Here is a 25918-nt window from a genome sequence, read left to right on the forward strand (position 1 = left end):
CGTCATTTGGTCCTGTCAGTCATACGGCGTGCGGCCTTTCAGGAGCCTCGGCCCGCCTCCCTCTCAATCTAACGCTCTCAGCACTTCCCGCAACCCTCACCGGTTTTGTTTGCATTTCAGCGCTTTCGGGCAGGTGACTGCGAACAGCATTTCCGCGATGAGAGGTCGATCCCAGTGCGCGCAGTGACTTGGCAAGGCAAACGAAAAGTAAGCGTCGATACGGTTCCGGACCCGAAGATCGTCGAACCTAGTGACGCGATCATCAAGGTCACCACGACGAATATCTGCGGATCCGATCTGCACCTGTACGAGACTCTGGGTGCGTTCATGAATGCCGGCGACATTCTCGGTCATGAACCGATGGGCATCGTCGAAGAAGTCGGCTCGGAAGTCACGAATCTCGAGATAGGCGACCGCGTCGTGATCCCGTTCCAGATCTCGTGTGGCAACTGTTTCATGTGTGATTCGAGCCTCTACACACAGTGCGAGACGACTCAGGTCCGCGATCAGGGAACGGGCGCAGCGTTGTTCGGCTTCTCCGAGCTGTACGGCTCGGTGCCAGGCGGGCAGGCCGAGTACCTTCGAGTACCGCAAGCACATTTCACACACATCAAAGTTCCCGAAGGTCCCGCGGATTCGCGATTCGTCTACCTCTCCGACGTGCTTCCCACAGCCTGGCAGTCGGTTGAATACGCCGACATCCCGCCGGGTGGGTCCGTGACCATCCTCGGTCTCGGACCGATCGGTGACATGGCGGCCCGCATCGCTCACCACAAGGGATTTCGAGTAATCGGCGTGGACCGTGTACCCGAACGCCTTGCACGCCTTGCCGAACGCGGGATCGAAACCCTCAATCTCGACGACTACGGCAGCAAGATCGGTGACGCAGTCCGAGATGCGACGAACGGCCGTGGAACCGATTCGGTGATCGATGCTGTCGGAATGGAAGCTCACGGGTCTCCGATCGGAAAGCTCGCGCAGCAGTTCGTCGGACTCCTTCCCGATGCTCTTGCCGCGCCTGCGATGCGTAACGCAGGAATCGATCGACTCGGTGCGGTCTATTCGGCCATCGACATCGTTCGGCGCGGGGGGACGATTTCTCTGATCGGTGTATACGGCGGCATGGTTGATCCACTGCCGCTGATGACTATGTTCGACAAGCAGATTCAGCTCAGGATGGGTCAGGCGAACGTCAAGAAGTGGGTAGACGACATCATGCCTTTGCTCACTGATGACGACCCACTCGGCGTCGACACCTTTTCCACTCATCAGCTGCCGCTCGATCAGGCGCCACACGCCTACGAGATCTTTCAGAAAAAGCAGGAAGGCGCGGTCAAGATCCAACTGAAACCGCACGGGTAATAATCAGCACCGATTCCATCCACGTTCGACAGAAAGAACTGAAACCGAAATGGCTCGCGAACTCACCGTCTCCGACAGCGTCGTCGTCAATGTCGACGCGCTTTCTCTCTACGAGCTCATCAGCGATCCCACTCGCATGGGCGACTGGAGTCCCGAAAACCTGGGAGCTACCTTGCGGGGAGACCGCGAAAGCGCTTTCCTGGGTATGGAGTTCGACGGGCACAACAAACGTGGGCGCGCGCAGTGGACCACAAGATGCACCGTCACCGCTGCCGACACCGGGAAACTGTTCGAATTCCGTGTTCACAAGATCGGCCTTGCCACGCCACGAATCTCTGCCGCTATTGCAACCTGGCGGTACCGATTTCAGCCCGTCCCCGGTGGAACCCGAGTTACCGAAACGTGGATCGACGACAGACGGGGCTGGCCGGATTTTGCGGCCGACATATTCGACAAAGTTGCCACCGGCGGAAAGACGTTCGCCGACTTTCAGCGCGGCAACATCCACAAGACGCTGCTGAACATCAAGAGCGCCGTTGAGCAGGAGGTATCCGGCATCGAAGGCAGCACCGGCTGACCGACCGGCACAGCTTGTGGCAGTTTCTGCCACTTTTGGTACAGTGCGGATATGGCAACAGCCCGCCGCACTGCCCTACTTCTCCGCGTCTCGCAGAGTTGCGCTGCCGCTTTCGTCGAACGCGGCGACACTTCGACGACCATCGCGGAGCTCGCCGAACGGGCAGAAATCTCCGAGCGCACCTTCTATCGCTGCTTTGCCACCAAGGAAGAGAGCATCTGGCCGATGCTCGACGAGGGAAACCGCAGTCTTGCCACCGCCCTCAGCGCGCAATCCCGCGAATACGGACTCTCAGCGGCAGTGAAGACGGCCTTTATCGCATCGGTCGGCGAGTCCTTCGAGCCGATGACTCGGTCACTGATGCCCATCATCTTCGGCGACGCGGCGCTCCGGAGAGTTTGGGAATCAGCAACTTTCGAGACGATGGAACTGATCCGCCCAGAAGTTGCACGTCTGATCGATCGGCCAGAAGGCTCGCTCGACACGACAGCGGCTTCGGGCCAGGCAACACTGGCGGTAGTGGCCGCACTGCGCGAGATGGCAGACCTCCGGACCCCCGCACCCAAGGCCATCACCCGCGCGCTCGGCGCGTTCTCGAAGCCATATCTCGCAACACCAACAGGTTAGGAACAATCATGACTCAGGATCTCTCCGGAAAAATCGTTCTCGTCACTGGCGGCGCACGCGGCCTGGGCGAAGCGTTTGCGCGCGGCATCGTCGCGGGTAACGGCCGCGTCGTCATCGGCGACCTACTCGACGACGACGGCCGAGCAGTGGCCGAATCTCTCGGCGACGCAGCACGTTACGTTCACCTCGACGTCACCGATCCGGCGTCTTGGAAGTCCGCCGCCGAGTACGCGGTATCCGAATTCGGCGCGATCAACGGTTTGGTCAACAATGCCGGAATCTCGGCGTCTGGCCAGACGGTCGCCGAAGAACCGCTCGAGACGTTCCAACGCATCATCCAGATCAACCTGGTGTCCGTACACACCGGTATCCACACGGTGGTGCCGTTCATGAAGGCAGCAGGCGGCGGATCCATCGTGAACATCTCCTCGGCCGCCGGCCTGATGGGCATGGCCCTGACCAGCGGTTACGGCGCAGCCAAGTGGGGCGTGCGTGGGCTGAGCAAGATCGCCGCCGTCGAACTCGGTCGCGACAAGATTCGGGTCAACTCCGTGCACCCCGGCATGGTCCTCACCCCCATGACTGCGCCGACGGGCATCAGCCTCGAAGAGGGCGCATTCCCCAACAATCCGTATCGCCGTGTCGGTCGCCCGGAGGAGTTGGTCGGTGCGGTCACCTACCTACTTTCCGACGATGCCTCGTACACAACAGGTTCCGAGATCGCCGTCGACGGTGGTTGGACCGCCGGACCGTCGATCGAATACATCGCCGGCCAGTAAGGCAGGGATCCGTTCCCGCCTGAACCTGCGCATTCCGAACGTCCTCAGGTAGATACCAACGTCTCCCTGATTGCATTCGGAGAACTCAACTTTCGCAGGCGCTGCAGCGCACGATGCAGGTCGAGTGACACCTGGTCGGTCGTACGGGCGAGCGATGTTGCCGTCGCCTCACTGTCGAGGCCGACGATCAACCGCAACACCAGGACATCGCGTTCGACAACCGGGAGCGCTGTTGGAGGTGGGAGCGGCCCACTGCTGAACCGGTCGGATGCCGCCCGAGCAATCGCGACGCTTGTACTCACGTACAGCAGGCGCAGGAAAGGCTGATTCGCCGCCGATCCGTCACAAACTGCCGTGAGAACAGAGATGCATGCAGCATCCGCGGCGGAGTCGGAGACGGCCCGATCAAGCTCGGCACGGCACCGCAGCACAACCATCGGGCGAAACACTGCGTACAAATCGGTCATGGCTTCATGGCTACCGCTCCGTGCCGCGGCGGCCAACATCTCGAGCGAGCCTTCCTGCAACATGGGCTTACAATCTCTCTCGACCCGAAATTCGTCGTGCAGCCGGGGGATCAGCTGGATCCGAACAGTCCGGCGAAGGGGTTCACTGTCGGCGCGGGTGCCTGATCTTGCCCGCCTTGCCATTGGTTCTGATTGCCCCAGTCGTTGCCCTGATTCCAGTTACCACCCTGGTTCCAGCCGCCGTTTCCACCACGGTCCCAATCGTGCGAGTGATCGCCCCCCTGATCTCCGTACCAACTGTTATCGGCCTGTGTTACATCATGATTCACAGTATCTGCCGAGGCCGGTGCGGCGAGCACGGCAATGGGTACGGTCAATACCGCACCCGTCACCGCGAGCTTGGTCCAGAAGTACTTCCTACGTTGTTCCGGTGCGGATAGTCGTGTCATGATCGATCCCTTCTCCGAAGATTTCTCCAGACTCTCTCTGGCTGTCCCGAACGGGGCACACACCAGTGAAGTCCTGCATCCTGGCCGTCCACTGGCACAACCCTGGCAGATTCCTGGCAGGGCTGACTTCAAACCGAACGCCTTGCACTACACAATGTTCCGATGCCGGCTCGTTGTTGTTCGCGCCCCAGTTCCGACCGTTCCGTTCCAGGCGGCAAGGGGTCGCTCGGGCGTAAAGTCGAGAGGGTTCGGCTCAGTCGTCCAGAGCGGAAGGACACCCAGAAAATGCGGAGCGATGGAGATACGTGGGACATCGTCAGTAGCGTCGGACTCACCGCGCTTGCAGTGGCGACCTTCCGCGCATTGGAAAGCGCCCGCTCGGACGCGATCATCGAAGACAAGTTCGCATCGTGGTTCGTAGAAGCTGCAGCGGAGCCGCATTTCACAGCTCTTCTGAAAGATCCGGCACTCCTCGACGACACACCCTTCGGCGGTTTCATGGGATTGCGAACCAGGTTCTTCGACGAATTCTTCTTGTCGTCAACCGAATCCGGAGTAAAACAGGCGGTAATCGTTGCGGCGGGGTTGGATTCGCGTGCGTACCGGCTGGATTGGAACTCAGAATCCACAGTGTTCGAAGTAGATCAACCAAAGGTACTGGAGTTCAAAGCCGAAGTGCTCGCGGCGCGCGACGCCCAGCCGAAAACTGATCGACGCACTGTGCCTACGGATCTGCGCAACGACTGGCCGACTGCGCTCGCGGAGGCCGGTTTCGATCCGAAGGACCCTACTGCATGGTCCGCAGAAGGCCTGCTCGCTTATCTCCCCGGCCCGGCCCACGACGCCCTGTTCGAGCGGATCGACGAACTCTCGGCCACAGGTAGTCGGTTGGCAGTGAACGACTTTCCGGCCGGCACGGACCCGAAGAAGCTGGCGACCATCAGATCCAAGTACTTTGCCGAGAACCCGTTCGGAGACCTGGACATTTCGCAACTGTTCTACAGCGACAAACGATCCGATCCCGGCCGGTGGCTCACTGAACACAATTGGACCGTCCGATGCTTCAGCTCGGTGGAGTTGGCAGATCTGTACGATCGCCGGATTCCTGATCTCCCCGAAGAGATCGCCGCACTGTCGACGCAGCCTTCTTTCCTGGCCGCGACCAAGAACTAACTCGGGCAGTCCTCACGAAAGTTACTCGGGTGCAGCATTTCTCCGTTTTGTCCAGCTTCACTATGCGTGTCACCACGACAAGTAGTTGACGGTACTCGAGGATGAACCGATTCAGTACTTCAGGCTGAGTACGTCTACACCTCAGACGGACGCGCGCCGAAGAGAACGCTGATGAAATGAGTCCATGAAACTCGAACACGCACGCAGGAAGAGTCGCCCGCTCACGCTGGTGGCACTTACCTCCGCAGCGGTATTCGCCCTCGCCGCATGTACTTCCGGGCCGGATTCTGCACAAACCTCGGACAACAGCACAAAGGTCTCCGCCACCGAGACACCCACGACAGTCACGATCCCCGACAGCCCCGTCGGCAAGCAGATCAGCTGGCTTCTCAGTGCGTTCAACACGAGCGCGCCATTGCCCCAGGAAGAAATCGCCGAGCACTTCGGACCCACCGCACCAGTTGTCCTGACGCCTCCGGACTTCGACTCCATCCGAGCCGGACAGCCCTGGACAACAGTGAATTACAAGGGAGGCGATACCGACGGCACCGTTTCCATCACCAGTACCACCGGCGGCGCGTTCGACATAAACGTCGTCGTCGACGGCAGCGGGTTGGTCCTTGGAATGGCGATAACACCGACCAAAGACGATCATGTGCCTGCCGCATCGTGGCAAGAGCTCGAGGCAGCTGTCAAAGCACTTCCCGCGCCGACGAACTTGACCGTCACCGAGGTCACCGGCGGAAAGAACGCCGAAGTCTTCGGTGTCGGCGACACCTCACCACAGCCCACAGGGTCAACGATCAAGCTGTACGTTCTCGGCGCGGTCGCGACGGCTGTCCAGAACGGGACACTCTCGTGGGATCAGAAGCTCACCATCACCGACGACCTCAAGTCGATGCCCGGCGGGACAATGCAGGACCTGCCGTCGGGAACCGAAGTCACGGTCCGGGAGACCGCCGGCAAGATGATCTCGATCAGCGACAACACCGCCACCGACATGCTGATCGCTGCTGTCGGGCGCGAGCAGGTCGAGGCCGAGTTCGCCCCGATGGGCATGGCGGATCCTTCGCTCAACATTCCACTGAAGCCGACCCGCGCACTGTTCCAACTCGGCTGGGGCAACGATGGCGCACAACGTATCGCCTGGCGCGACGGAACCCCGGACGAGCGTCGAGCAATACTGGCGGCACTACCTGGCGGCATGGTGGACATCCCGGCGTCAGCATTCACCACCCCCGCATGGCCTTTCGACATCGACTGGTTCGCCTCGCCCGCCGACCTGCGTGCCGCGTTGGTCTCGTTGCAAGAGATGGCGAAGACCGAGAGCGGCGCACCGGTTCGAGACATACTGGCCGAAGATCCGGCGCTCGGTGACGAGTCCGCGAAATGGTTCACCTACGGCGGATTCAAGGGCGGCAGCTCCATCGGGGTCCTTGCGGGTGCCTACTACGTGGAACACGACGATCGCGCCTGGGTCGTCACCATGCAAACTCATGGTGACGACGCTGCCCTGGTTGCCGATCCGGCTCTGTACTTCGATCCGGTCGACGACGCGATGCTCCTGATCCAGAAGGATGCGACCAGCTAGAACGATAGAAGGTTGAGATTTCGCGACAGTCTCCGACTGGGTTGACAGATGAGGTCCGGATACAGAGAAGCCGCTGTGCTTCCAGTGTCATCCGGATGCACAGCGGCTTCGCCAAGTCTTAGCCCGTGGGGGGCTCGGTCTCGTCCGACGAGAATCCGTCGAAGAATGCGATGACCTTCTGAAGAAGTGCCGCGATGTCGAAATCTTCCAAGCTACCCATTGCGTTCGTCCTTTCGTTTAACACTGGAGGATGAAACGTGCATCTTGCAATTTCCAATGTAAAGCATGAAAAGCATTATTTCTCGACCACGTGGCACCTCGGTTGCAAATATCTCACTCAGCAAGATATGAGCAAATCACCGCAAATAATAGCTCCCACCCGCAATATTTCCACTTTCCACAACCCATTAAATTCCCTAATTCGCAAGTGGGTAAATCTTGAGAAAAATTTCCGGACGCGTCGATTACGAAAGATCCTCCTGGTGAAACTCTCAATCCAAGACCACAAGGCAGAGGAAGTTGCGACACGGATGACACGCAGTTTTCCCGCTTCCAAGAGGCGCCATCCACATACATGGTGGGCATTCGGCGACGATAACGAACCGTTAGCAACACAAACCCAGGCACTTTCTCCCACCTTCTGACTTTCACCCATGACCACTGGATATTCTCGCAGATGAAACGCAATACCAGTTCGAAAATTACATATCTTCAGTGGATACTGTGCACGCGATTAACTGATCAAATGTCTGTTGACTCACCGAGTCCCCACACTTCGCCAGAACTTCACATCCGAATGCTGGACGTTAGTTTAGATGGGTTCGTATTTCTCGAAATCTGCCCGATAAAGGCGGCCCCACGGATAAACCGCGACTGGACCGCCGCAGGCCACCAGGTCACGATCCGCGCCTCGACGAAGGGCGTGCAGGCACCCTCGCATGAGGGTGAAATCGGGGGTGAGACATGCCTTGGGGTCTCGTTTTACCGAGTCCGACACAGTACGTTTTCCCAGGCACGCCAGTCCCCAGATTCATACGGTGTGCAAGGGCTCGTTGACGCTTCCGAGATGTTGGCAAGACCGACCACAGGCCCCGTTCTCCCGACGAGAACGGGGCTTCCTCGGGTCGGTTTCCGCCTTCGACCGACCGGGTAGACGCGAGCATGGGCGCCACCTGCTCGACCGGATCCACCGCTGGCCGCTACGAATCGACGACCCCGACCGTCGGCGTCGAAGAAGAATTCATCCTCGTCGACCCGACATCCTGGCTGCCGTCCACCGACAATGCCGCGGTTGCGGAAACCGCGTCGACACTCGGTTTGGATCTTCAGCTCGAGTTGTCCTGCTGCCAAGTCGAGACCAACTCTCCCGTGTGCCAGAGCATCGACGAACTCCGAACCCACTTGATCGACATGCGTCGGCTCGCGGCGAAAGCGGCCGAGTTGAACGGCTGCAGGCTGTTGGCCGTCGGCGCACCGCTTTCGGGGCCTTCGCGTTTCGAGATCAGCGACTCCCCTCGCTACCGCCAGATGGGCGAACACTTCGGCGCCCTCGCCGCCGAACAAAGTATCTGCGGTTGCCACATCCATGTGGGCGTCGCTGATCAAGTAGAGGCCGTGCAGGTCTGCAATCACGTGCGCATCTGGTTGCCTGCCCTGCTGGCACTGAGCGCCAACTCCCGTATCCACCAAGGAGTCGACACCGACTTCGCGAGTTGGCGGGCGATCCAATGGTCCCGGTGGCCCGTCGCCGGGCCGCCGCCGTACTTCGAGACCGCCGGGGACTTCGACACCGCGGTCGCGAAGATGGTGGATTGCGGCGTGATGCTCGACAAGCGGATGGCCTACTGGGATATCCGGCCTTCCTGCCACCTACCGACCGTCGAGATCCGGGTCTGCGACGTTCAGCCGACGGTCGACGACACCGTATTGCTTGCAGCACTTGTGCGCGCGCTGGTCGCCACTGCACTGCGCGCCGTCGAACGAGGAGTCGTCGCTCCGCGCACTTCCCTCGAGAACCTCCGCCTCGCAACCTGGGTGTCCGCGAAGGAAGGCGTCCTGGGAGCGTCGATCGATCCGGTTACCACACAAAGAATCTCGGCCACGGAACAGTTGCACCGACTCCTGATCCATGTCCGTGACTCCCTCGACGAGACAGGCGAGTACACGAGCGTGGAATCAGCACTGCGCGACAAATGCGTGACCGGCGGCGGCAGCGACTGGCAACAGCGAACGCTTCGCCAGGTCTGCCTGCGGAAACTGATCGCACGTGCGGTTGAGCGCACCGTCCCGACTGGCACGGATACGCATGACGGGTCGACCCCTGATCAGTAGTAATGCCTCCGACCACCGATAGCGTGCCCGGCCGCGCCCAGCGCGTACAGGATGATTCCGATCACCAACAAGACGACACCGATCGTCCAGAGGATCGGAATGTTCACCACGAAACCGATAATCAGCAGGATTACGCCGAGGATGATCATCACAAGCTCCTTCAGTGCGTTCACTCGGGCGGATACGCCCGCCTCGAGCCGCATACATCAGGGATACCCGTCGGCTGAGCGTTTCATACCCACTCTGACCGGGTATTTCGCTGGGCACCATAATATTTGAAGAATCGAGCCCGCCATGATGAGAATTGTGACTCTGATCGTTCTGATCTGGCTGATAGTCGGGGCCGTCGCGGCCGGCCAACGCGGCTACTACAGCAGTTCGCCGACCAACTGCGCCGGCGTCGGGACCATCGCGCTCACGGTCATCGCCGGCCCGCTGAACTACTTCGGCGTCAACCCCAAAGTCACGGATTGCACGCTCCCCCAGCCCACCGAGTGAGCTGCCGGAAATCCGCGCTAAACCGACTAGTCGTTACCCTGGAGGTGAGTCGACACACATCGAAGTGAGGGGCCACCATGACCACTGCACCAGATCGCACCCGAATCGAGTTCCCGGACATCAGCTCGCGTGCGTGGGAACACCCAGCCGATCGGGCCGCATTGGTGACGCTCCGGACGCTTCGGGGGTTCGACACTGTTCTGCGGACGCTGTCCGGACTGCTCCAAGAACGTCAGCACCGCCTCATGTACCTCGCCACGTCAGTGCGAGTCGACGAACGCCAGTTCAGTGACCTGAACGATCTGCGCCGTGACTGCGTCGAGATCCTGCAGGCCGACGAGACACCAGAGCTGTTCGTACTCCAGACCCCGATGGTCAACGCCTTCACCATCGGCATGGACAAGCCGTTCATGGTGGTCACTACTGGTCTGCTGGACGTGATGAACTACGAGGAGCAACGGTTCATCATCGGCCACGAACTAGGCCACGCACTGTCCGGCCATGCCGTGTATCGCACCATCTTGATGCATTTGATGCGACTGGCCGGAACCATCGGATGGCTGCCGGTCGGCGGATGGGCACTGCGCGCGATCATCGCCGCCCTGATGGAATGGCAACGCAAGTCCGAACTGTCCGGCGATCGTGCAGGACTACTGTGCGGCCAGGACGTACACACAGCGATTCGCGTGCAGATGAAATTGGCCGGCGGATCCCGAGTCAGTGAAATCGACATCGACGCGTTTCTTGCCCAGGCCGCCGAGTACGACGCCAGCGGCGACCTCCGCGACGGTGTACTCAAGCTCCTCAACATCGAACTGCTCTCTCACCCGTTCTCGGTGCTTCGCGCCGCCGAACTCAAGAAGTGGGTGGACAGCGGAGACTACGCCGCGATTCTGCGCGGAAACTACCCCCGCCGCGGCGATGACGACGGAGCGAAGATCAGCGACGAGTTCAAGAATGCAGCCAAGACCTACAAGCAGAACTTCGACGAGTCGGAAGACCCCTTGGTCCGGATGGTGCGCGACATCGGTAGCGGATTGGGCGGTGCCGTGGGCGCCGTCGGGAACGGCGTCGGCGACGTAGCGACGGACATCAAGGAACGATTCACTCACTGGCGCAAGAGTTCCGACAGGTCGAAGGGCACTGACGACGCCGATTAAGCAGAATCGGGACCTGCCACCGAAGGCAGTCGGCGGCAGGTCCCGGGTTCTTGGCGTGAAGGTGATGCAGGCTTCCCTCTGCACCACCCTCACGTTCACAGACAGTACCAGCAGTCGAACAAACGTGCGAACTGAAAGCGGTCGTGTCGAATCACCAGTTGTCGGGTACGCGGCATAGGACCACTACAGAAGGGAGCCGACATGCATGCTGGGCGGCTGAAGAAGGTCGGTTCGAGTGACGGCCCGTTTGCCTCCGTGTACTTCGAAGACGTCCGCAACCGGGAAGATGCACGCGAGCGCTTCGAACTCGAATGGCGCTCGATGCGCAATCAACTCACGAAACAGGGAGCATCGGAATCGCTGATCGCGCGACTGGACGAGGTGAAGGACAACCATCACGGCATCTCAGGTCGCGCCGGACGCGCGATCGTCGCCACATCCGAGGCAGTGCTGATCGACGATATTCTGCTCGAACCTGCCGGCTCCACCATCGCGACCTTGGGCGAACTGCCCTACTTGATTCCACTGATCGCACACGGATACGACACCGAACCGTTCCTCATCGCAAAGGTCGACCACACCGGCGCGGACCTGTGCGTGCGCGATGCTCGCGGGCGTGACGTGTACGGCGAAACGGTAGACGGCGACGGCTTCCCGGTCCACAAGGCACACGTGGGCGGCCAGGAGCGGTACACCGACAGCCAAAGCCTCGTGGAGGAGAACATCCGAAAGAACCTGACACAGGCCGTGGAGCGCGCGGCGGCGCTCGCCCGCGAACACAAGGTCGCACTGGTGGTCGTGATCGGAGAAGTACAGTCCCGCAAAGCTTTTGCACAGCTCCTACCGTCGACGCTACGGGTGGTGGACGTCGAAAAAGGTTCGCGTTCAGTCGGTTCGACACCCGCCGAGGTGTCGAAGTCGATTCGTGAACTGATCGACACGCAGCGACTACGCAGAATGGATGCGGAAACCGAACGCTACGTCGCAGAGCAGGGCCGGGACTCCGGCCTCTCCATCGACGGGACCGCACGCGTCCTCGACGCCCTCGAGCAGGGCAAGGTCGAGACACTGCTGCTCACCGATCCCGACGACAAGGAAGTCACCAGTGGAAAGCTGATCGGGCCCGCCGATCGCGTACTCCCCTACATCGCAATCGGGACCGGCACCGAGCTGGTACAGATCGACGAACGCCTCGTTCTCGCCGACGGATACGGCGCGATACTTCGGCACCCCTGAACACCGGCCTGATGATCAGATTCGGGGGCGAGCACGTTCAGCGAGAAGCGTGCTTGCCCACCGAGTCCGGGAAACCATCGGCAATCGCTGCGACGAGTTCCAGATATGCCCGTGCAGTGCGCTTGTTCAACAATTTCAAGTCGATCGGACCGCCCTCACCGAGGTGATCGTCATGGGGCAACGTCTTGACCGCTCGCACTCCACGCTGAGCGAAAACGTCCTCGAGTTGGTCGAGGTCGAGCGAAGACGAACCCGGCCGCGTCGCATTGATCGCCACGACCGACCTGCTCACCAGATCTGCGTATCCGTGCTTGGTCAGCCAACTGAGCGTTGCTGCAGCACTACGGGCACCATCCTGCGCCGTCGGGCTGACGACTACCAAAGCGTCTGCTTCGTCGAGAATTCCGTACATGGCCGAGTGCATGATTCCGGTGCCACAGTCGGTGATGACGATGTTGTAATGCACCTCGAGAATTCGCAGAGTATCGAGGTAGTCCTGCTCGTTGAAAGACTCCGAAGTTTCCGGATCTGCCTCACTCGCAAGGATTTCGAGTCGGCTGTCGCCTTGCGAGGTGTAGTAGCGAACATCGCTGTACGTACGAATGTCACCGTCGGCCAACAGATCACGAACGGTCAGGTGATGTTCACGTCGTTCACGATCAGCCAGAGTCCCCAGGTCGGGATTGGCGTCGATGGCTACGATTCGATCGCCACGGATCGACGCGAACGTCGAACCGACGGTCTTTGCCGCCGTGGTTTTTCCCACACCACCCTTGAGTGAGATGAAAGCAATCTTGTACACGCCGCGCACTGTTCGGTTGGCACGGCGCACCAGAGCTTGATGTTCGAGTTCGGCGGCCGACTGCCCGGTGTTGATCCGACCCCCGGTGAGTTTGAACAACACACTGCCCAAACCGCGTTCGGGTGGACGCTTCGCCCGCTTGATGATGTCCAGATCGTCGACGGACGTCATAGCTCTGGGCGTCGAGGTCCGAAAATCGGTCGGCTCTTCACGACGTTGCTGGCGCATCCGCTGACTGGGCAACGGTTTTGCCGCAGGTTCGTCGAATTGCGGCGTGAAGGTGACGGTTCGAATCGACGTTGCGTAACCGTCGTCGGACGCGTCGAAAAGGCCGTCGCCCTGAGTCGTTCCGGAGTTGTTCCCCAGGACTCCGTTATTCGAACCGTTGTTATCGCTGCGCACCGTTTTCCTAGGTCGAGTTCGGAATCATTTCGGACATAGCCTCTCGGACGCTATCACTCTGGCGGGCTTGCCGTTCTCTGCTCAATACCGTCACGGCACAACAGACCGTTACACCCGCACTTCGATGACTTTGGTCCCCACGCCTGTGCCGATCTCAGCAAATACGAACGTCGTAACGATATGCGGCACAGATATCTTCATCTGCCGCTGAAAACAGCCTTCCGCAATGTCAGGGCAAATCCCTTGGTAACAAACGAGAAAAGGGAGGGTGATCACCTGGGCGATCGCCCTCCCTTCATGGACAAGTGTTCAGCTGCTGCAGAATTCCGCGCTCTCGAACGAAGTGCCCCCAACCCTACGGATCACTCGTACCATTCGACCGCCATCACGGGCAGAGCACACTCTTCACGTATGCACCACTCGGTTTGACGGTGCCGTCCGACCTCACTGCGCCGAAATACGACTCTCGATCCGTCGTTGCCCCGTAAGGCGCGTAGTCGTTGAGACGGTAGAAGATGAGCGGCCCCAACCAAGACTTGGTTTGCTTGTCTGCCATCGCTGCCTGATAGATCTCGAGTTGACGTGCTTCGCTGACGCTGTCGGGAGTCCCACTTGTAGGCGCCCCGAACTCGGTAATCCAAATCTTTTTTGCAGAATCTCCGTTGGCAGTCATGATTCCGCGAAGGCTCGGCCGAACGATCCCGCCGCCCGCGAACGACTCGACACTCATCTGAGACCACGAGTTCCAGTCATGTTCATCTGTAGGCAGCGCCGGATACGAGTACGGATGATGACCGACAGCGTTGAACGATGACCGTGCACCATTCGTATACAGGGATTGCAAGAATGTGAGTGGCGCGACCTGACTGCCGTCGACGGCGTCAAACCGACTCGGCCGGGCTCGACTACTAGCCCTCGTAGTAGCTGCCTGTATCCTTTCGCGTATGACGCCGGGTCCGAAAGATGTCGCGCAGCTGCGCGGCGCTTTCGTGGGCGGTACCTCCGGCGCGGTTTCCGTCGCAGCCCACGCGCTCGGTGGCGGCGGCATGGCCCCGTCCGAGAGCGCGGTGGTGTTGTTGATCCTCGCGTGCGCGAGCGTCGGCGCGGTGGTCACGTCCATCGACACTCGCCGATCCCCTGCCCTCTTGCTCGCCCTCATGCTCGCTGCGGGTCAGGCCATCGGTCACGCGACATTGACCATCGCTTCGGATCATCAACACGGCATACTCCTGTCGCTTCCGATGTTCGCAGCGCACATCGCTGCCGTCGGAGTGTGCGCAGTTCTGATCCGCGGCGCAGAACGCGGGTACGTCGTGGCGGCATCGACGGTGGCGGCAATCGTCGCCGTCCTATTGCGCCCGTGGGCACCTGAACCCTCGCCGTTCACTGCGCGTACTCGATACCGCGCCAAAGTTGTTCTGCGTCAACTTCTCACCTCAGGCCTGGGCACTCGCGGCCCACCGGCATTCGTGTAACTCACCTTCCCTTTCCTCTCACGCACGTGAATACGTGCGCCACTTTGCTGTGCGCCTTTATTAACCGCGGGCGGTTAATAAAGGCGCACAGCGGGATCGAGTACACGCATGTCCGCACCCGAATTGGAGCGCGCACAGACACGCGCTTCCAACGACAGCTCTCCCCCGAAGAAGCAGGTCGGCGGCGCCAGACCGCTGATTCTGCGCCTGCACTTCTATGCCGGAATCCTCATCGGGCCGTTCATCCTCATCGCCGCGCTGAGCGGTGGTCTCTACGCGATGGCGCCCACCATCGAGAAATTCGTCTACAGCGACTACCTCCAGACCGACACCACCGGACAAATCGCGTCGCTGAACGACCAGATCCGTTCCGCCCAGCAGTACCGCCCTGACCTGACCGTCTCGGCAGTACGTCCGTCCCCTGCGGCCGGAGAAACCACGCGGGTCCTGTTCACCGATCCGTCGTTGGGCGAATCGGAGAGGCTCGCAGTCTTCGTCGATCCAGTGCTTGCACAGCCGGTCGGCGAGCTGGCGGTATACGGAAGCAGTGGTTCGTTGCCACTGCGCACCTGGATCTCTCAGCTGCATCGCCACCTTCATCTCGGTGAACCCGGCCGCCTCTACAGCGAATTGGCCGCGTCGTGGATGTGGGTGGTCGCACTCGGTGGCGTCTACCTCTGGTTCCGTCGTTACCGCACCGCCCGGAACGCTCGACTGCTCACGATCGACCGAGCATCCGCCGGACGAAGCCGGACCCTGAACTGGCACGGTGTCGTCGGCATCTGGATAGCAGTTGCATTGGTCTTCCTCTCGGCGACCGGCCTCACGTGGTCGACCTACGCCGGAGAGAACGTCAGCAATCTGAGAACCGCATTGAGTTGGACGACGCCCTCGGTCGTGAAAACTCTCGGCGACGCTCCACCACCGGCAACGGGCGGGCACGAGGGTCACGACATGGCCCCCGCCGCCGCCGGCACGCTGACAGACACCAACGTCGGACGTGTCGACACCGTCCTCGGTATCGCCAGGTACAACGGGATCACCGGTCCGGTCGAAGTATCGATACCCGCGAACGCCGAGACGGCGTTCACCGTCGCCCAGACGCGTCAGCCGTGGGTGTACAGCAACAACACCATCGCAATCGACGGAGCGACGCAGAAGGTCACCGACGAGTTGTGGTTCTCGGATTGGCCACTCGCAGCCAAACTTTCGGCTTGGGGAATCCAGCTCCACATGGGCCTGCTGTTCGGCCTTGCCAACCAGATCGCACTCACCGCACTGGCACTCGCTCTGGTCAGCGTGGTCATTCGGGGCTACATCATGTGGTGGCGCCGACGCCCCACCCGTGGCTCTGACTGGGCAGTCGGCCGGGCCCCTGCCCGCGGCGGGATTCGCAACCTCTCCCCGCTCAGCATTGTTGCGCTGGTTGCGGTAACCGCACTGGTGGGCTGGTTCGTTCCGCTACTCGGCATCAGTCTTCTCGCATTCCTGCTGATCGACGTTTGCATTGCGGCGTTCAAACGCCGCGCCACCACCTGACACCTCACGAATCACGGAGACACACATGACTGTTCGAACAAAGATATTCGCAGCTGTTGCACTGACCGCAGCTCTCGCCTTGACCGGCTGTTCTTCCAACTCCGACAAGGAAACCGAAGCCGCACAATCCATCACAGTTCAGGATCAATGGGTCAAGGCGGCGCCGGAGGGAATGAGTGCGGCGTTCGCCGAACTCGTCAACTCCAGTGACAAGGACGTACGGGTGGTCTCGGCAACCAGTCCCGCGTCATCGCGACTGGAACTGCACGAGGTCGTGACCGGGGACGGCGGCACGATGACGATGCGCCCCAAGGACGGTGGGTTCCTGGTCCCTGCCAACGGGTCCGCCAGCCTCACCCCGGGCGGTGACCACCTGATGTTCATGGACCTGTCCGCGCCGCTGCTCCCGGGCGCAGAAACCGACCTCACTTTGATCTACGACGACGGTTCCAGCACCACGTTCACAGCCCAGATTCGCGACTTCTCCGGTAATCAGGAGAACTACGACCCGAATCACGGTGGCTGAGAACACGAACCCGCCCGGCCGAGCACTCAGCCGGCGGCGCCTTCTCGGAGGAGGTGCCGCCGCGCTCGGCGTCGCGGGAATAACTTGGGGCGCAACCACAGTGGTCGAGCGCAGCGAACACGAGCAGCAAGCAGGCAAGCTGGTGGAACCGTTCTACGGCGTCCACCAAGCTGGGATCGCCACCACTCCGCAAGCGCACGGCACGTTCATCGGGTTCGACCTCTTGCCTGGAGCCGATCGAGCAGTCGTCGTCGGGATCATGAAGATGTGGTCCGAGGATGCGTCACGGCTGACCGCCGGTAACCCGGCGTTGGCCGATACCGAACGGGAACTGGCCGTGGATCCGGCTCGCTTGACGGTGACCGTCGGCTACGGCCCTGGCCTGTTCACCAAGCTGGGATTGCAAGCACGTCAACCGGACTGGTTCGAGCCGTTGCCGAGCTACGAGATCGACCGACTTGACGATCGATGGGGCGGATCGGACCTGTTGCTGCAGATCTGCGGCGACGATCCGGTGACCATTGCTCATGCTGTGCGAGTTCTGACCAAGAACGTCCGATCACTGACGACAATCCGGTGGACACAAAAGGGATTCCGCAACGCTCGCGGCACCACGCCCGAGGGAACCACGATGCGCAATCTCATGGGCCAAGTGGACGGGACGGTCAATCCGGCTCCGGGAACAGTGGATTTCGATTCACTGATCTGGCACGACGGCGCCGGTCAACCGTGGCTGGCGGGCGGAACCTCGTTGGTACTACGACGCATTCACATGGAAATGGATACCTGGGACGAACTCGATCGCTCGGGGCGTGAACTCACCATGGGGCGCACGTTGTCCAATGGCGCTCCGCTCAACGGAACCAACGAATTCGACGAAGCGGATTTCACACTCACGGACAAGTTCGGCATTCCGGTGATCCCGCCAGGATCACACATCGCGCGAGCCCACCAGACGCATGAGAAGGAGCAGTTCTTCCGTCGGGCATACAACTACGACGACGCACCCGAGGGCGGGCAGACCTCGAACTCGGGATTGATCTTCGCAGCATTCCAACGGGACATCGCCGAGCAATATCTACCGGTCCAACAGCGATTGAGTGACTTCGACGCACTCAACGAGTGGACGACGCCGATCGGTTCTGCGGTGTATCTCATTCCGCCGGGATGCACCGAGAACGACTATGTGGGAAGCGGATTGCTCGGCTGACAACCCCGGGTAACGATACTGTGGGGGCGGGATCCGTTCGGATCCCGCCCCCACAACGCCTTCTACCTGAAGTTGTTGCGTTACTTGGACTTACGAGGTCCCGGCATAACCGCCCCCGGACGAGCGGTAGTCAACCTCGTGACCCAACCGCTGACGGGCCACTTCTTCAGGCCGACGTTGTGCGGGGTGACCTCGGTTCCGACGTACTTGGCAGCGAGCTCGTCGTCGACGGTTCCGTTGAACCGCCACAGTTGGCTTCCGTCGGCATTGCGGGTGGACACCTCCCATGACTGAGCGCGGAATGCACCACGAATGATGCTGTCGGCAAACACCAGAACGGGGATTCCGATCTCGGCACGAACAGCTGCACCGGCAGACCACTCGGCGCGCGCGAGTTCGTAGATCTCTTCCGGCGTTGCTCCCGGACGAGCGGAGGCCGGCACGTGGAGGACGATGCTCGGCGTCGGGAGTTCCGGCGCGGGATCGGCCGAGTAGCGCAACGCGAGTTCCTCGACGCGGGTCGCACGGGCGTCCTTGTCCGATGTATCGCCCGCGAGGTTGGTCAGGCCCTCGCCCGCGTCGGTGATTCGCAAGGCTTCCACGATGCCGCGGACGACCTCGTCGGTAGTGGCGGCCGAATCCGTGGCGGCAGCGACCGAGCGGAGAAGAACGAAGTGCTCCACCGCCGAACCCGCGTCGTAGATTTCACGGATGCGGGCGATCTTGGCTGCTGTCACAGCAGCATTCGACTCGGCTGGGCCGTCCGCTCCTTCGAGATTCGCAAGTTCACCGAGCGCTTCGAATACCGGCGCGAACACTTGATTTCCCGTGCCGTGCCCGACATGGAACACCTGATCGTTGCGCGGGTCACGCAGGGCAAAGACGTACTGCCCCAATCTCTTCCCAACCTTTTCGGTGAACGGCTGCGGAGCCGGCTTCCTGACGACGACCTCGGTGGACAGAGTGCGCATCACGGCCAGACGGAGTGCGTCGGGCACGCTGGTGGAACCGGCAGCACCGGAAAAGATTGCCGCCGAAGCAGCGCTGATCGAGGTGAACGTGCGGCCGACTTGCTTCTCGAGAGATGCAGAGACCGTACCGACCGCAGTCAGTTTTGCATCGAGGGTGCCGTCACCCTCGACAAGGAACTCCTTGATCAACGGAGCAACGAGCAGGGTGGAGCCGATAGCGCGAGGAACTGTCCAGACAATAGCCATGCCACGAGCCTAGGCGATCACCTCGAGACGCGAGGCGAACGCGACTCAGCCCGCCGCTGCCGGCCCGGCCAGTCCCTGCACAAGAAGGTTCCAGGCCGAGTGCGCAACTTCTTTCCGCGAGCTCTCGGCAGTCCGTTCCATGATCGCGGCGAACATGGCGATCGCCAGGATCACGTCCTCAGCAGTCACGGACTCTCGTATCTTCCCAGTTCGACGCGCCTCGTCGAGGCGCCCTTCGAGGAGATCGGTCAAACGGGCGCCGGCCGAATTCAGTCGCGAGTCGCCGAAGGAGACCGGCTTGATGACCTCCACGAACACGATGGAGGTAGTGATCTGGTCGACCAACAAACGAAAAAGATCGTCGAGAGTCGAATCCGGATCAGCCGCCAGATCTTGCAGCTCGACGATGTTCTCGTCGAACACCGCGAGTGCGAGGCTTTCGCGAGTGGGAAAGTGCCGGTAGAGGCTGCCCTGGCCGACGCCGGCCGTGCGGGCGATCAGGCTGAGCGGAGCAGCAAATCCCTGGGTGGCGAACACCTCGCGAGCTGCTGAGATGAGCGCCGCACGATTGCGCGCCGCATCTCTCGGCCCTCTGTTGAGAGATCCGCTATTGACGCGGCCAGACGATGTCACGCACACTACGATACCAACCGGACAGCATTGTCCGGTTGGTTGCGGCCCGACACCGGTTCACACCCCGACCCGATCGTCGTGAGCGCTCGAACGCGCGCCTGCCCTCCGTGCTGCCTGTCCTTGAGGTACGTCTGCCCGTGAGATACGAAAGGCAATCCCGCACCGGGAGTTGGACTCGATGAAATCGTTCACGACCATCAGAACCAGATCTGCCATCGCGCTCGTCACCTTGATCACCGTCCTTCCCGTGTGCGTCGCTTCTGCTGAGCCCGCCACTGCCCCGGGCTCGATCCACGAGAACCCGGGTGTCGCTTCCAACGCTGCAAGCCGCGCCGAATGCGGCCCGGGCTCGATGCCCGAGACCGGGTTGCAGGGTGATGTTCCGGCCGAGGACCGAAACAGCGGACGCAGCCGAGACGGGTACAGCTGCAACATGTCTCAGATCGGCGGTTACTCGGGTCGCGGCGGCGGGATCACGTCCACCAACTTCGAACACTGCTCGTACATCGGCAGCTTCTTCCCCGGGAACCTCCTGGGCCCCGCGCAGGGCGTGCAAGTTCTCGACGTGTCGGATCCTGCCAATCCTGCTCTCACCGCCACGCTGACCGAACCTGCGATGCTGGCCGGAACGTGGGAGAGTCTCAAGGTCAACACCGCGCGAAAGCTGCTGGTGGGCACGGGCGTTCCGCTCTTGACCGGCGTCGGCCTGATGTCGGTCTACGACATCTCCGATTGCGCGCACCCGAAACTGCTCAACCCCGGACCAGGAACCGATCTGGGGATGCTGCTGCCCATCACCAATCACGAGGGTGGATTTTCACCGGACGGGAACACCTACTGGTCTTCCGGCACCGCTCCCGGCGTGGTGAGCGCCGTCGATCTCACCGATCCCGCCAACCCGCGTGTCGTCTGGCAGGACCTCATCGGGTTGTCGACCCACGGCTTCGGAATCACTCCAGACGGAAATCGCATGTACTTGTCGAACAATCTCGGCGGAATACATGTTCTCGACATCAGTGAGGTTCAGCGCCGCGTCCCGAATCCTCGGGTGCGCCAACTGTCCCAGCTCTCGTGGACCGACGGTTGGGCCACCCAACACAGCATTCCGGTCACCTACGACGGTTCGCCGTACCTGTTCACCGTCGACGAAGGTGGTTCCGGCGGAGTCAAATTGATCGACGTCTCCAATGACGACGAACCGGCGGTCGTCAATTCGGTGAAGCTCGAGATCAATCTGCCGGAGAATCAAGATGCTGCGCTGGCGTCTGCTGCCGGCGGATCGCTGTTCGCGTACGAATCTCACTACTGTTCGGCCGATCGCCCGGTCGACCCGACGGCGCTGGCATGCGGATGGATCTCGAGCGGGATTCGGGTCTTCGATGTTCGAGATCCCTTCGACGTCCACGAAATTGCGTACTTCAACCCACCCGCTCGGACCGGCGACAATCTCGAACTCGCCAACTCGCCGCACGCTCTCGCCTCGCTCATCGGGGTACCCATTCTCAGCACGCCGGCAATCGCGCAGTCGATCGCGCAAGGCCAGTTCGACCCCGGCCAAGCGCTGAGTTCGCGATCGGGCATGGTCGCTCTCGGCGATATCTCGACCGATTGGTGCTTCTCCCCACCCGAATGGCGCGGTACCACGTTGTGGGCGACGTGCGCCGACAACGGCTTTGTTGCCATGCAACTCGAAAACGGTGTCTACACACCACCCGCTGACCAGAAGACGACCGTGGGATCATGACGGCGCCGCGATCGGTCAAGGCCGTCGCACTCGTGGCTGCGGCACTGATGCTGCTCGTACTCGGCGCAGCATTACGTCCGCTGTTCGCACCCGAGAACCACACGCAGACAGCTGTTCTGAGCGAAACCGAAATCGGATTCGTGCATGACATGGCGGCCCACCATCAACAGGCCCTCTTCATTCTCGCGCGTCTGAGTCCCGATGTGGACCCGGCGGTTACGAGACTGGCCCAGCAGATCGACGATGTTCAGAGAACGGAAATCGGTGTCATGCTCGGTTGGCTGAGGTTGGCCGGTGTCCCGCCGAACAGTAGAACGCCGATGGCGTGGATGGAGGCGTCACCGAGCGGCGCTGGCGACTCTCATCATCACCCGGCAACGCCGGAAACAGAGGCCGACGCCATGCCGGGTATGGCTACGACGGAAGAACTCGAGAAACTGAGCGCCGCTCGCGGGCTCGACGCCGAGGTTATGTTCCTTCAACTGATGGAACGCCACCACCGTGGCGGGATCGCCATGGCACAGGTGGCCGATGCTCTGCTCGAGCGCGGGCCGGTGAAACAGTCGGCCCGCGACATGATCAATTCCCAGAGTCAGGAATCCGGGCTGATGACACTGATGCTCGGACAACGTGGGGCGCAACCACTGCACTGAACCGCATCCGCACTGACTACCATGGGTGTCGACCTGTGAACTACAGAAGGAATCGACACTTCAATGACCCTGCTCGTTCGCGGAATCGAATGGTCGAACCCGACAGCACCGCGGATCCGATGCGTCGACGACACCACTTCCGCTACGACCTTCTTCACTCACGACTCGGTTCTGCGATTCTCCGTCGACGAGGCGAAGGGCCGCCGTTGCCTCGGGTGGCGTGATCTCACCGCCGAAGGTCCGGGACACTCGCCGTGTGACCGCGGGGCCACGGTCGTTACCGGGCGCCAGTGCGATCGATGCCGAAATCGTGAGGGATTCACCACCGTTCATCAGGCACATGTCAGCGGCGCGCACATTCATCCGAACGTGCGCACCTATCTCACGCAACCACAATGGCTCTACGTCGACATCTTCGCCGGCGGTCAGATGAAGGTGGGGACGGCGGCCGAGTTCCGCAAGCATCCGCGAGTCGCCGAACAGGGAGCGGTCTGCGCATTGTTCGTAGCGCGGTCGACGGACGGTTACAGCATTCGTTCCCTCGAAGCCCGAGTTTCGGAGCACTTCCATTTGAGCCAGGCCATACGTACGTCTCGGAAGATCGAAGCGCTGACAGGACCCTTGGATCGCGAGAAGCTACGAAAGTCGTTGCACCACTTCGTATCGTCGATCAAAGACGAGCTGAATGACATCGGATCGGACATCGACGGAATCGAGATCCTGGAGGCTCCCGAAGAATGGACGGCGCCGGCGTGCGCCGACGTTGTCTTCGATGCGGCACCGTTGATCGCGTATCCGCACACTTTCGAGTCCGGGGAACATTCCTTGTACTTGGAGGGCCTTGCCGGTTCGATCGCCTCGCTGCGGACCGACCCCGATCCTGAATCGCCACGCTTCGTCGCGGATGTGTCCGGACTGGTCGGTCGAACCATCACCGTCGGCGAGTTCGAGTCCCCTGGCGTGGCGATTCAGGAATCGTTGTTCTGAAAGTAGGTCAGCAACTTCCCGCGGTCGCTGCGGCGAATCCGCGAGTGACCTCAGCCTGCTCGTCGGCAGACAAGCTCGACCACTCGGGATAAGCCTGGATGGAGGTCAGCATGTCGTTTGCCAATGATTCACGCGTCATACCCATTTCCTCGCCCGACTCGTCAATTGCCGGCTGGTATGCGTCGAGGTACCGGAGAACGTCGGAGCACGCCTGCGCGTAGGTCCGTGGCAGTGCCGAACTCACATTCGGGTCCGACGGGACCTCAGCCGGGACGCTCGAGTCGACCGACGGTGCCTCGGTAGTCGATTCCGACGATGTCGCCGGAGCCTCGGATGACGTCGTCGGTGACGCAGTGGTGGTCGCCGAAGCGGAGGAAGTGAGTGTTCCGACCTCGGTCGGCTTGTCTCCGTCAGAACCGCAGGCAACCAGCGCCACCAGCGAGCAGGCACCGATGAACCCGGTGATCGTTTTCTTCATCCTTCAAGGATGCCAGAGGGCGTCTGGCGCTCGAACGGACCGGCATCGTCGACCGGCGAGAATCGTCCGGGCAGCCTGTCGAATCCGACTGCCTCGTCGGCCCGCCTACAGGATTGGACCATATGCCCCGTCTGCGAACCCATGCTACGGTGACTTAACTGCAAAGTAACTATGGGTGGGATTGTCCGGTCTGCCGCGTTCATCCGGAACGCTCTGATCGGAAATAGTTCGTCTTTAAGGGGCTGGAACGAGTGGGACTTTTTCGTCGACGAGGCTCCCGGGAGGAAGACGACGATCGCGGGCAGAACCTCGATCGCAGCGACCCCGGGTATGCCGCCTGGTTCGCGAACGTCTCCGACGCGGGCGGTCAGCCGGTTCCGTACAAGCGGCCGCTTACCGCGCCGGTGTATCCGCAACTTCAGACGCCGGTGCCGGACTTCGAGACGGATACGAGATGGCCGCTCAGCGCACCCCCCGGGGACGGCTGGCTGCCCGCAGACCGCATCGACGAATTCGAGTCGTCGAGTGGCCGCTCATCTGCACCGAACGGAACGAGCCCACAAATCTCACAAGCTGAACAGTTGCCGCCCAGCCCACTCCCGACACCGCAACCAACGATTCCACCTCGAAATGTACCGATGACTTCATCACCGAAGCATCACCTGGAGTCGCCCCGCGCGACTCTGCCCTACCAAGGAGAAGCAATGAGCAACATCGACAAGATCCTCGGCGAATTGATGCGCATCGACGGTGCCAGCGGTGCAGCCGTAGTCGACGCCGACAGCGGGATGGTTCTCGGTATGAGCGGCAACCCGTCATTCAGCCTCGAGTACGCCGGCGCCGGAAACTCCGAGGTTGTGCGAGCAAAGCTCCGCACGATGAGTAACTTGGGGATTACCGACACCCTCGAAGACATTCTGATCACCCTGAGTAACCAGTACCACCTCATTCGCGTCCTCGAGACGCCCGGACTGTCAACGCTGTTCGTGTACCTGGTTTTGGACCGCGCGCGTGCGAACCTGGCACTGGCCCGCCACAAGCTGGGCGAACAGACACCCAAGATCGAGATCTGACGCTTCCACTCCCTTCCCGGCAATGCCCGGTCCTCGCCAACGGCGAGGACCGGGCATTGTTCGTTCCGCACCGTCGATTGGTGAACGTCGCGCCGGCACCGATACTGGGACAGTGACTATCGCGGATACTCCTTGCGTGTGGTTGACCACCCTTCGAAGCGACGGCTCGCCGCACACGACCCCGGTCTGGTTCTTACTGCGTCAGAACACATTCTGGATACCGAGCGCCGAGCAGAATCGGAAGGTCCGGAACCTGCTGGACGATCCTCGGGTCTCGTTGGCAGTCGACGGATCCTCTCACAACCCGTGGGTCGCACAGGGGCTCGGGACAATTCATCACAACGTCGGCGAGTTCGGCGATCTCCTGAAACTTTTCGGCGAGAAGTACGACGGCTGGGATGCCGCAGACGAAACTCGTGAAGGTCCGCGAGTTCTCGTGTCGGTTCCGGTGACGCGATGGCTACTTCGACCGGACTGACAGACAGTGCCGGTTCAGCCCGAAATGTCGTGAATGACATACTTGTAGTTCATCTCTCGCAGAAATGGACTCTCACACATGGCACGCACGGCACATCACAGGCGCGGCATCACCGGCGTCACCATCGGCATTGCTGCCGTGATCGTGCTGGGAGGTTGCGCCAATTCCAACGCCGACGCACCCGAAACATCTTCTCTCGGTTCGGGAATCGGATCCGGCGTCACGACGACGGTTACGGCCGGAACTTCGGCTCCCTCGTCCGCCGCAATTGAACTGCTGGCACAGATCCCCATCAAGGGACGCGCACCCAAGACCGGATACGACCGCGCACTGTTCGGTACCGCCTGGACCGACGACGTCACCGTCGAGTTCGGCCACAACGGCTGCGATACACGCATTATCTGCACGCAGTTTTGACATATCTCAAAACCTTGCTGGTAGGCCCCCATTG

The 25918-nt window shown here is 61.1% G+C and carries 29 protein-coding genes; 21 read left to right on the forward strand and 8 right to left on the reverse strand.

The features are described 5' to 3' along the window. The first annotated feature begins 174 nt into the window (after positions 1–174). Genes H7C86_RS31475 through H7C86_RS31490 form a run of 4 tightly spaced genes read left to right on the forward strand, consistent with a single transcriptional unit; the run spans position 175 to position 3345 of the window. Positions 175–1362 carry a zinc-dependent alcohol dehydrogenase gene (locus tag H7C86_RS31475; protein ID WP_019747201.1) on the forward strand — a complete coding sequence of 396 codons (1188 nt, stop codon included), beginning with the start codon at positions 175–177 and terminating at the stop codon, positions 1360–1362. Between the two features lie 49 nt (positions 1363–1411). Beyond that, positions 1412–1939: an SRPBCC family protein gene (locus tag H7C86_RS31480; RefSeq protein WP_182262936.1), complete on the forward strand. Its 528-nt coding sequence runs from the start codon at positions 1412–1414 to the stop codon at positions 1937–1939. A 51-nt stretch (positions 1940–1990) separates the two neighbouring features. Further along, entirely contained in the window at positions 1991–2566 is a 576-nt protein-coding gene (locus H7C86_RS31485; protein ID WP_019747199.1) for a TetR/AcrR family transcriptional regulator, read from the forward strand. Between the two features lie 8 nt (positions 2567–2574). Next, positions 2575–3345, forward strand: coding sequence for a glucose 1-dehydrogenase (locus H7C86_RS31490; RefSeq protein WP_003945779.1), 771 nt, complete (start codon positions 2575–2577; stop codon positions 3343–3345). Between the two features lie 44 nt (positions 3346–3389). Here H7C86_RS31490 and H7C86_RS31495 read toward each other — a convergent pair whose 3' ends face one another. Together H7C86_RS31495 and H7C86_RS31500 are read right to left on the reverse strand one after the other, a co-directional pair. Then, complete coding sequence (locus H7C86_RS31495) at positions 3390–3875, reverse strand: RNA polymerase subunit sigma (protein ID WP_021333191.1); 486 nt, start codon at positions 3873–3875, stop codon at positions 3390–3392. A 47-nt stretch (positions 3876–3922) separates the two neighbouring features. Further along, positions 3923–4261 (reverse strand): hypothetical protein, encoded by a 339-nt coding sequence (locus H7C86_RS31500; RefSeq protein ID WP_021333190.1) that lies wholly within the window; start codon positions 4259–4261, stop codon positions 3923–3925. Between the two features lie 285 nt (positions 4262–4546). Between H7C86_RS31500 and H7C86_RS31505 the strand changes: the two genes are divergently transcribed. The 4 genes from H7C86_RS31505 to H7C86_RS31520 all read left to right on the forward strand — a co-directional run bounded on the left by H7C86_RS31505 (position 4547) and on the right by H7C86_RS31520 (position 9356). Continuing rightward, positions 4547–5434 (forward strand): class I SAM-dependent methyltransferase, encoded by an 888-nt coding sequence (locus H7C86_RS31505; RefSeq protein WP_182262937.1) that lies wholly within the window; start codon positions 4547–4549, stop codon positions 5432–5434. A gap of 184 nt (positions 5435–5618) precedes the next feature. Continuing rightward, complete coding sequence (locus tag H7C86_RS31510; protein WP_182262938.1) at positions 5619–7025, forward strand: serine hydrolase; 1407 nt, start codon at positions 5619–5621, stop codon at positions 7023–7025. A 257-nt stretch (positions 7026–7282) separates the two neighbouring features. After that, positions 7283–7669, forward strand: coding sequence for a hypothetical protein (locus H7C86_RS31515; RefSeq protein WP_182262939.1), 387 nt, complete (start codon positions 7283–7285; stop codon positions 7667–7669). A 517-nt stretch (positions 7670–8186) separates the two neighbouring features. Next, on the forward strand, positions 8187–9356 hold the full coding sequence (locus H7C86_RS31520; RefSeq protein WP_097387773.1) for a glutamate--cysteine ligase: 1170 nt from the start codon (positions 8187–8189) through the stop codon (positions 9354–9356). Here the strand turns inward: H7C86_RS31520 and H7C86_RS31525 are convergent. After that, entirely contained in the window at positions 9350–9505 is a 156-nt protein-coding gene (locus H7C86_RS31525; RefSeq protein WP_003945912.1) for a DUF6131 family protein, read from the reverse strand. The two genes, H7C86_RS31520 and H7C86_RS31525, sit on opposite strands and share 7 nt — an antisense overlap. 145 nt (positions 9506–9650) lie before the next feature. On the opposite strand from H7C86_RS31525, the gene H7C86_RS31530 reads away from it, so the two are divergent. The 3 genes from H7C86_RS31530 (at position 9651) to H7C86_RS31540 (ending at position 12250) form a co-directional block, all read left to right on the forward strand. Further along, positions 9651–9854: a hypothetical protein gene (locus H7C86_RS31530; RefSeq protein ID WP_003945456.1), complete on the forward strand. Its 204-nt coding sequence runs from the start codon at positions 9651–9653 to the stop codon at positions 9852–9854. Between the two features lie 77 nt (positions 9855–9931). Beyond that, positions 9932–11014 (forward strand): M48 family metallopeptidase, encoded by a 1083-nt coding sequence (locus H7C86_RS31535; RefSeq protein WP_019747189.1) that lies wholly within the window; start codon positions 9932–9934, stop codon positions 11012–11014. A 201-nt stretch (positions 11015–11215) separates the two neighbouring features. After that, positions 11216–12250, forward strand: coding sequence for a hypothetical protein (locus tag H7C86_RS31540; RefSeq protein WP_019747188.1), 1035 nt, complete (start codon positions 11216–11218; stop codon positions 12248–12250). 37 nt (positions 12251–12287) lie between these two features. On the opposite strand, the gene H7C86_RS31545 is transcribed toward H7C86_RS31540, so the two are convergent. Continuing rightward, entirely contained in the window at positions 12288–13454 is a 1167-nt protein-coding gene (locus H7C86_RS31545) for a MinD/ParA family protein (protein ID WP_182262940.1), read from the reverse strand. A 385-nt stretch (positions 13455–13839) separates the two neighbouring features. Beyond that, positions 13840–14184: a hypothetical protein gene (locus tag H7C86_RS31550; RefSeq protein WP_020968637.1), complete on the reverse strand. Its 345-nt coding sequence runs from the start codon at positions 14182–14184 to the stop codon at positions 13840–13842. 214 nt (positions 14185–14398) lie between these two features. Between H7C86_RS31550 and H7C86_RS31555 the strand changes: the two genes are divergently transcribed. The 4 genes from H7C86_RS31555 (at position 14399) to H7C86_RS31570 (ending at position 18204) form a co-directional block, all read left to right on the forward strand. Then, a complete protein-coding gene (locus H7C86_RS31555) occupies positions 14399–14929 on the forward strand; it encodes a hypothetical protein (protein ID WP_182262941.1) in 531 nt (176 codons plus the stop codon). A gap of 108 nt (positions 14930–15037) precedes the next feature. Beyond that, positions 15038–16468, forward strand: a complete 1431-nt coding sequence (locus H7C86_RS31560) for a PepSY domain-containing protein (protein ID WP_030537604.1) — start codon at positions 15038–15040, stop codon at positions 16466–16468. A gap of 25 nt (positions 16469–16493) precedes the next feature. Next, the gene (locus H7C86_RS31565; protein WP_019747182.1) at positions 16494–16994 is read left to right on the forward strand and encodes a copper chaperone PCu(A)C; all 501 of its coding nucleotides are present in this window, start codon (positions 16494–16496) and stop codon (positions 16992–16994) included. Continuing rightward, positions 16987–18204, forward strand: a complete 1218-nt coding sequence (locus H7C86_RS31570) for a Dyp-type peroxidase (RefSeq protein ID WP_182262942.1) — start codon at positions 16987–16989, stop codon at positions 18202–18204. Before H7C86_RS31565 ends, H7C86_RS31570 begins: the two co-directional genes overlap by 8 nt. 80 nt (positions 18205–18284) lie before the next feature. Here H7C86_RS31570 and H7C86_RS31575 read toward each other — a convergent pair whose 3' ends face one another. Both H7C86_RS31575 and H7C86_RS31580 read right to left on the reverse strand, forming a co-directional pair. After that, positions 18285–19421 carry a GIY-YIG nuclease family protein gene (locus H7C86_RS31575; RefSeq protein WP_021343094.1) on the reverse strand — a complete coding sequence of 379 codons (1137 nt, stop codon included), beginning with the start codon at positions 19419–19421 and terminating at the stop codon, positions 18285–18287. 45 nt (positions 19422–19466) lie between these two features. Further along, entirely contained in the window at positions 19467–20054 is a 588-nt protein-coding gene (locus tag H7C86_RS31580) for a TetR/AcrR family transcriptional regulator (protein WP_225320295.1), read from the reverse strand. 178 nt (positions 20055–20232) lie between these two features. Here H7C86_RS31580 and H7C86_RS31585 point away from each other — a divergent pair, with 178 nt between their 5' ends. From H7C86_RS31585 to H7C86_RS31595, 3 genes are all read left to right on the forward strand, one after another. Next, a complete protein-coding gene (locus H7C86_RS31585) occupies positions 20233–21798 on the forward strand; it encodes an LVIVD repeat-containing protein (protein ID WP_020968633.1) in 1566 nt (521 codons plus the stop codon). Beyond that, positions 21795–22451, forward strand: a complete 657-nt coding sequence (locus tag H7C86_RS31590) for a DUF305 domain-containing protein (RefSeq protein ID WP_060938319.1) — start codon at positions 21795–21797, stop codon at positions 22449–22451. Before H7C86_RS31585 ends, H7C86_RS31590 begins: the two co-directional genes overlap by 4 nt. A 63-nt stretch (positions 22452–22514) precedes the next feature. Beyond that, positions 22515–23438 (forward strand): DUF2797 domain-containing protein, encoded by a 924-nt coding sequence (locus H7C86_RS31595; RefSeq protein WP_182262943.1) that lies wholly within the window; start codon positions 22515–22517, stop codon positions 23436–23438. 7 nt (positions 23439–23445) lie between these two features. Here the strand turns inward: H7C86_RS31595 and H7C86_RS31600 are convergent, their stop codons facing one another. Next, positions 23446–23916 carry a hypothetical protein gene (locus H7C86_RS31600; RefSeq protein ID WP_029254609.1) on the reverse strand — a complete coding sequence of 157 codons (471 nt, stop codon included), beginning with the start codon at positions 23914–23916 and terminating at the stop codon, positions 23446–23448. A 704-nt stretch (positions 23917–24620) separates the two neighbouring features. Between H7C86_RS31600 and H7C86_RS37550 the strand changes: the two genes are divergently transcribed. The 3 genes from H7C86_RS37550 to H7C86_RS38010 all read left to right on the forward strand — a co-directional run bounded on the left by H7C86_RS37550 (position 24621) and on the right by H7C86_RS38010 (position 25884). Then, entirely contained in the window at positions 24621–24989 is a 369-nt protein-coding gene (locus H7C86_RS37550; RefSeq protein WP_020906454.1) for a hypothetical protein, read from the forward strand. A gap of 22 nt (positions 24990–25011) precedes the next feature. Continuing rightward, complete coding sequence (locus H7C86_RS31610) at positions 25012–25467, forward strand: pyridoxamine 5'-phosphate oxidase family protein (protein ID WP_182262944.1); 456 nt, start codon at positions 25012–25014, stop codon at positions 25465–25467. A 78-nt stretch (positions 25468–25545) separates the two neighbouring features. After that, positions 25546–25884, forward strand: coding sequence for a hypothetical protein (locus tag H7C86_RS38010; RefSeq protein WP_261779306.1), 339 nt, complete (start codon positions 25546–25548; stop codon positions 25882–25884). Positions 25885–25918 lie beyond the last annotated feature (34 nt).

This window comes from Rhodococcus sp. UFZ-B548, assembly GCF_903819475.1.
GTDB lineage: Bacteria > Actinomycetota > Actinomycetes > Mycobacteriales > Mycobacteriaceae > Rhodococcus_F > Rhodococcus_F erythropolis.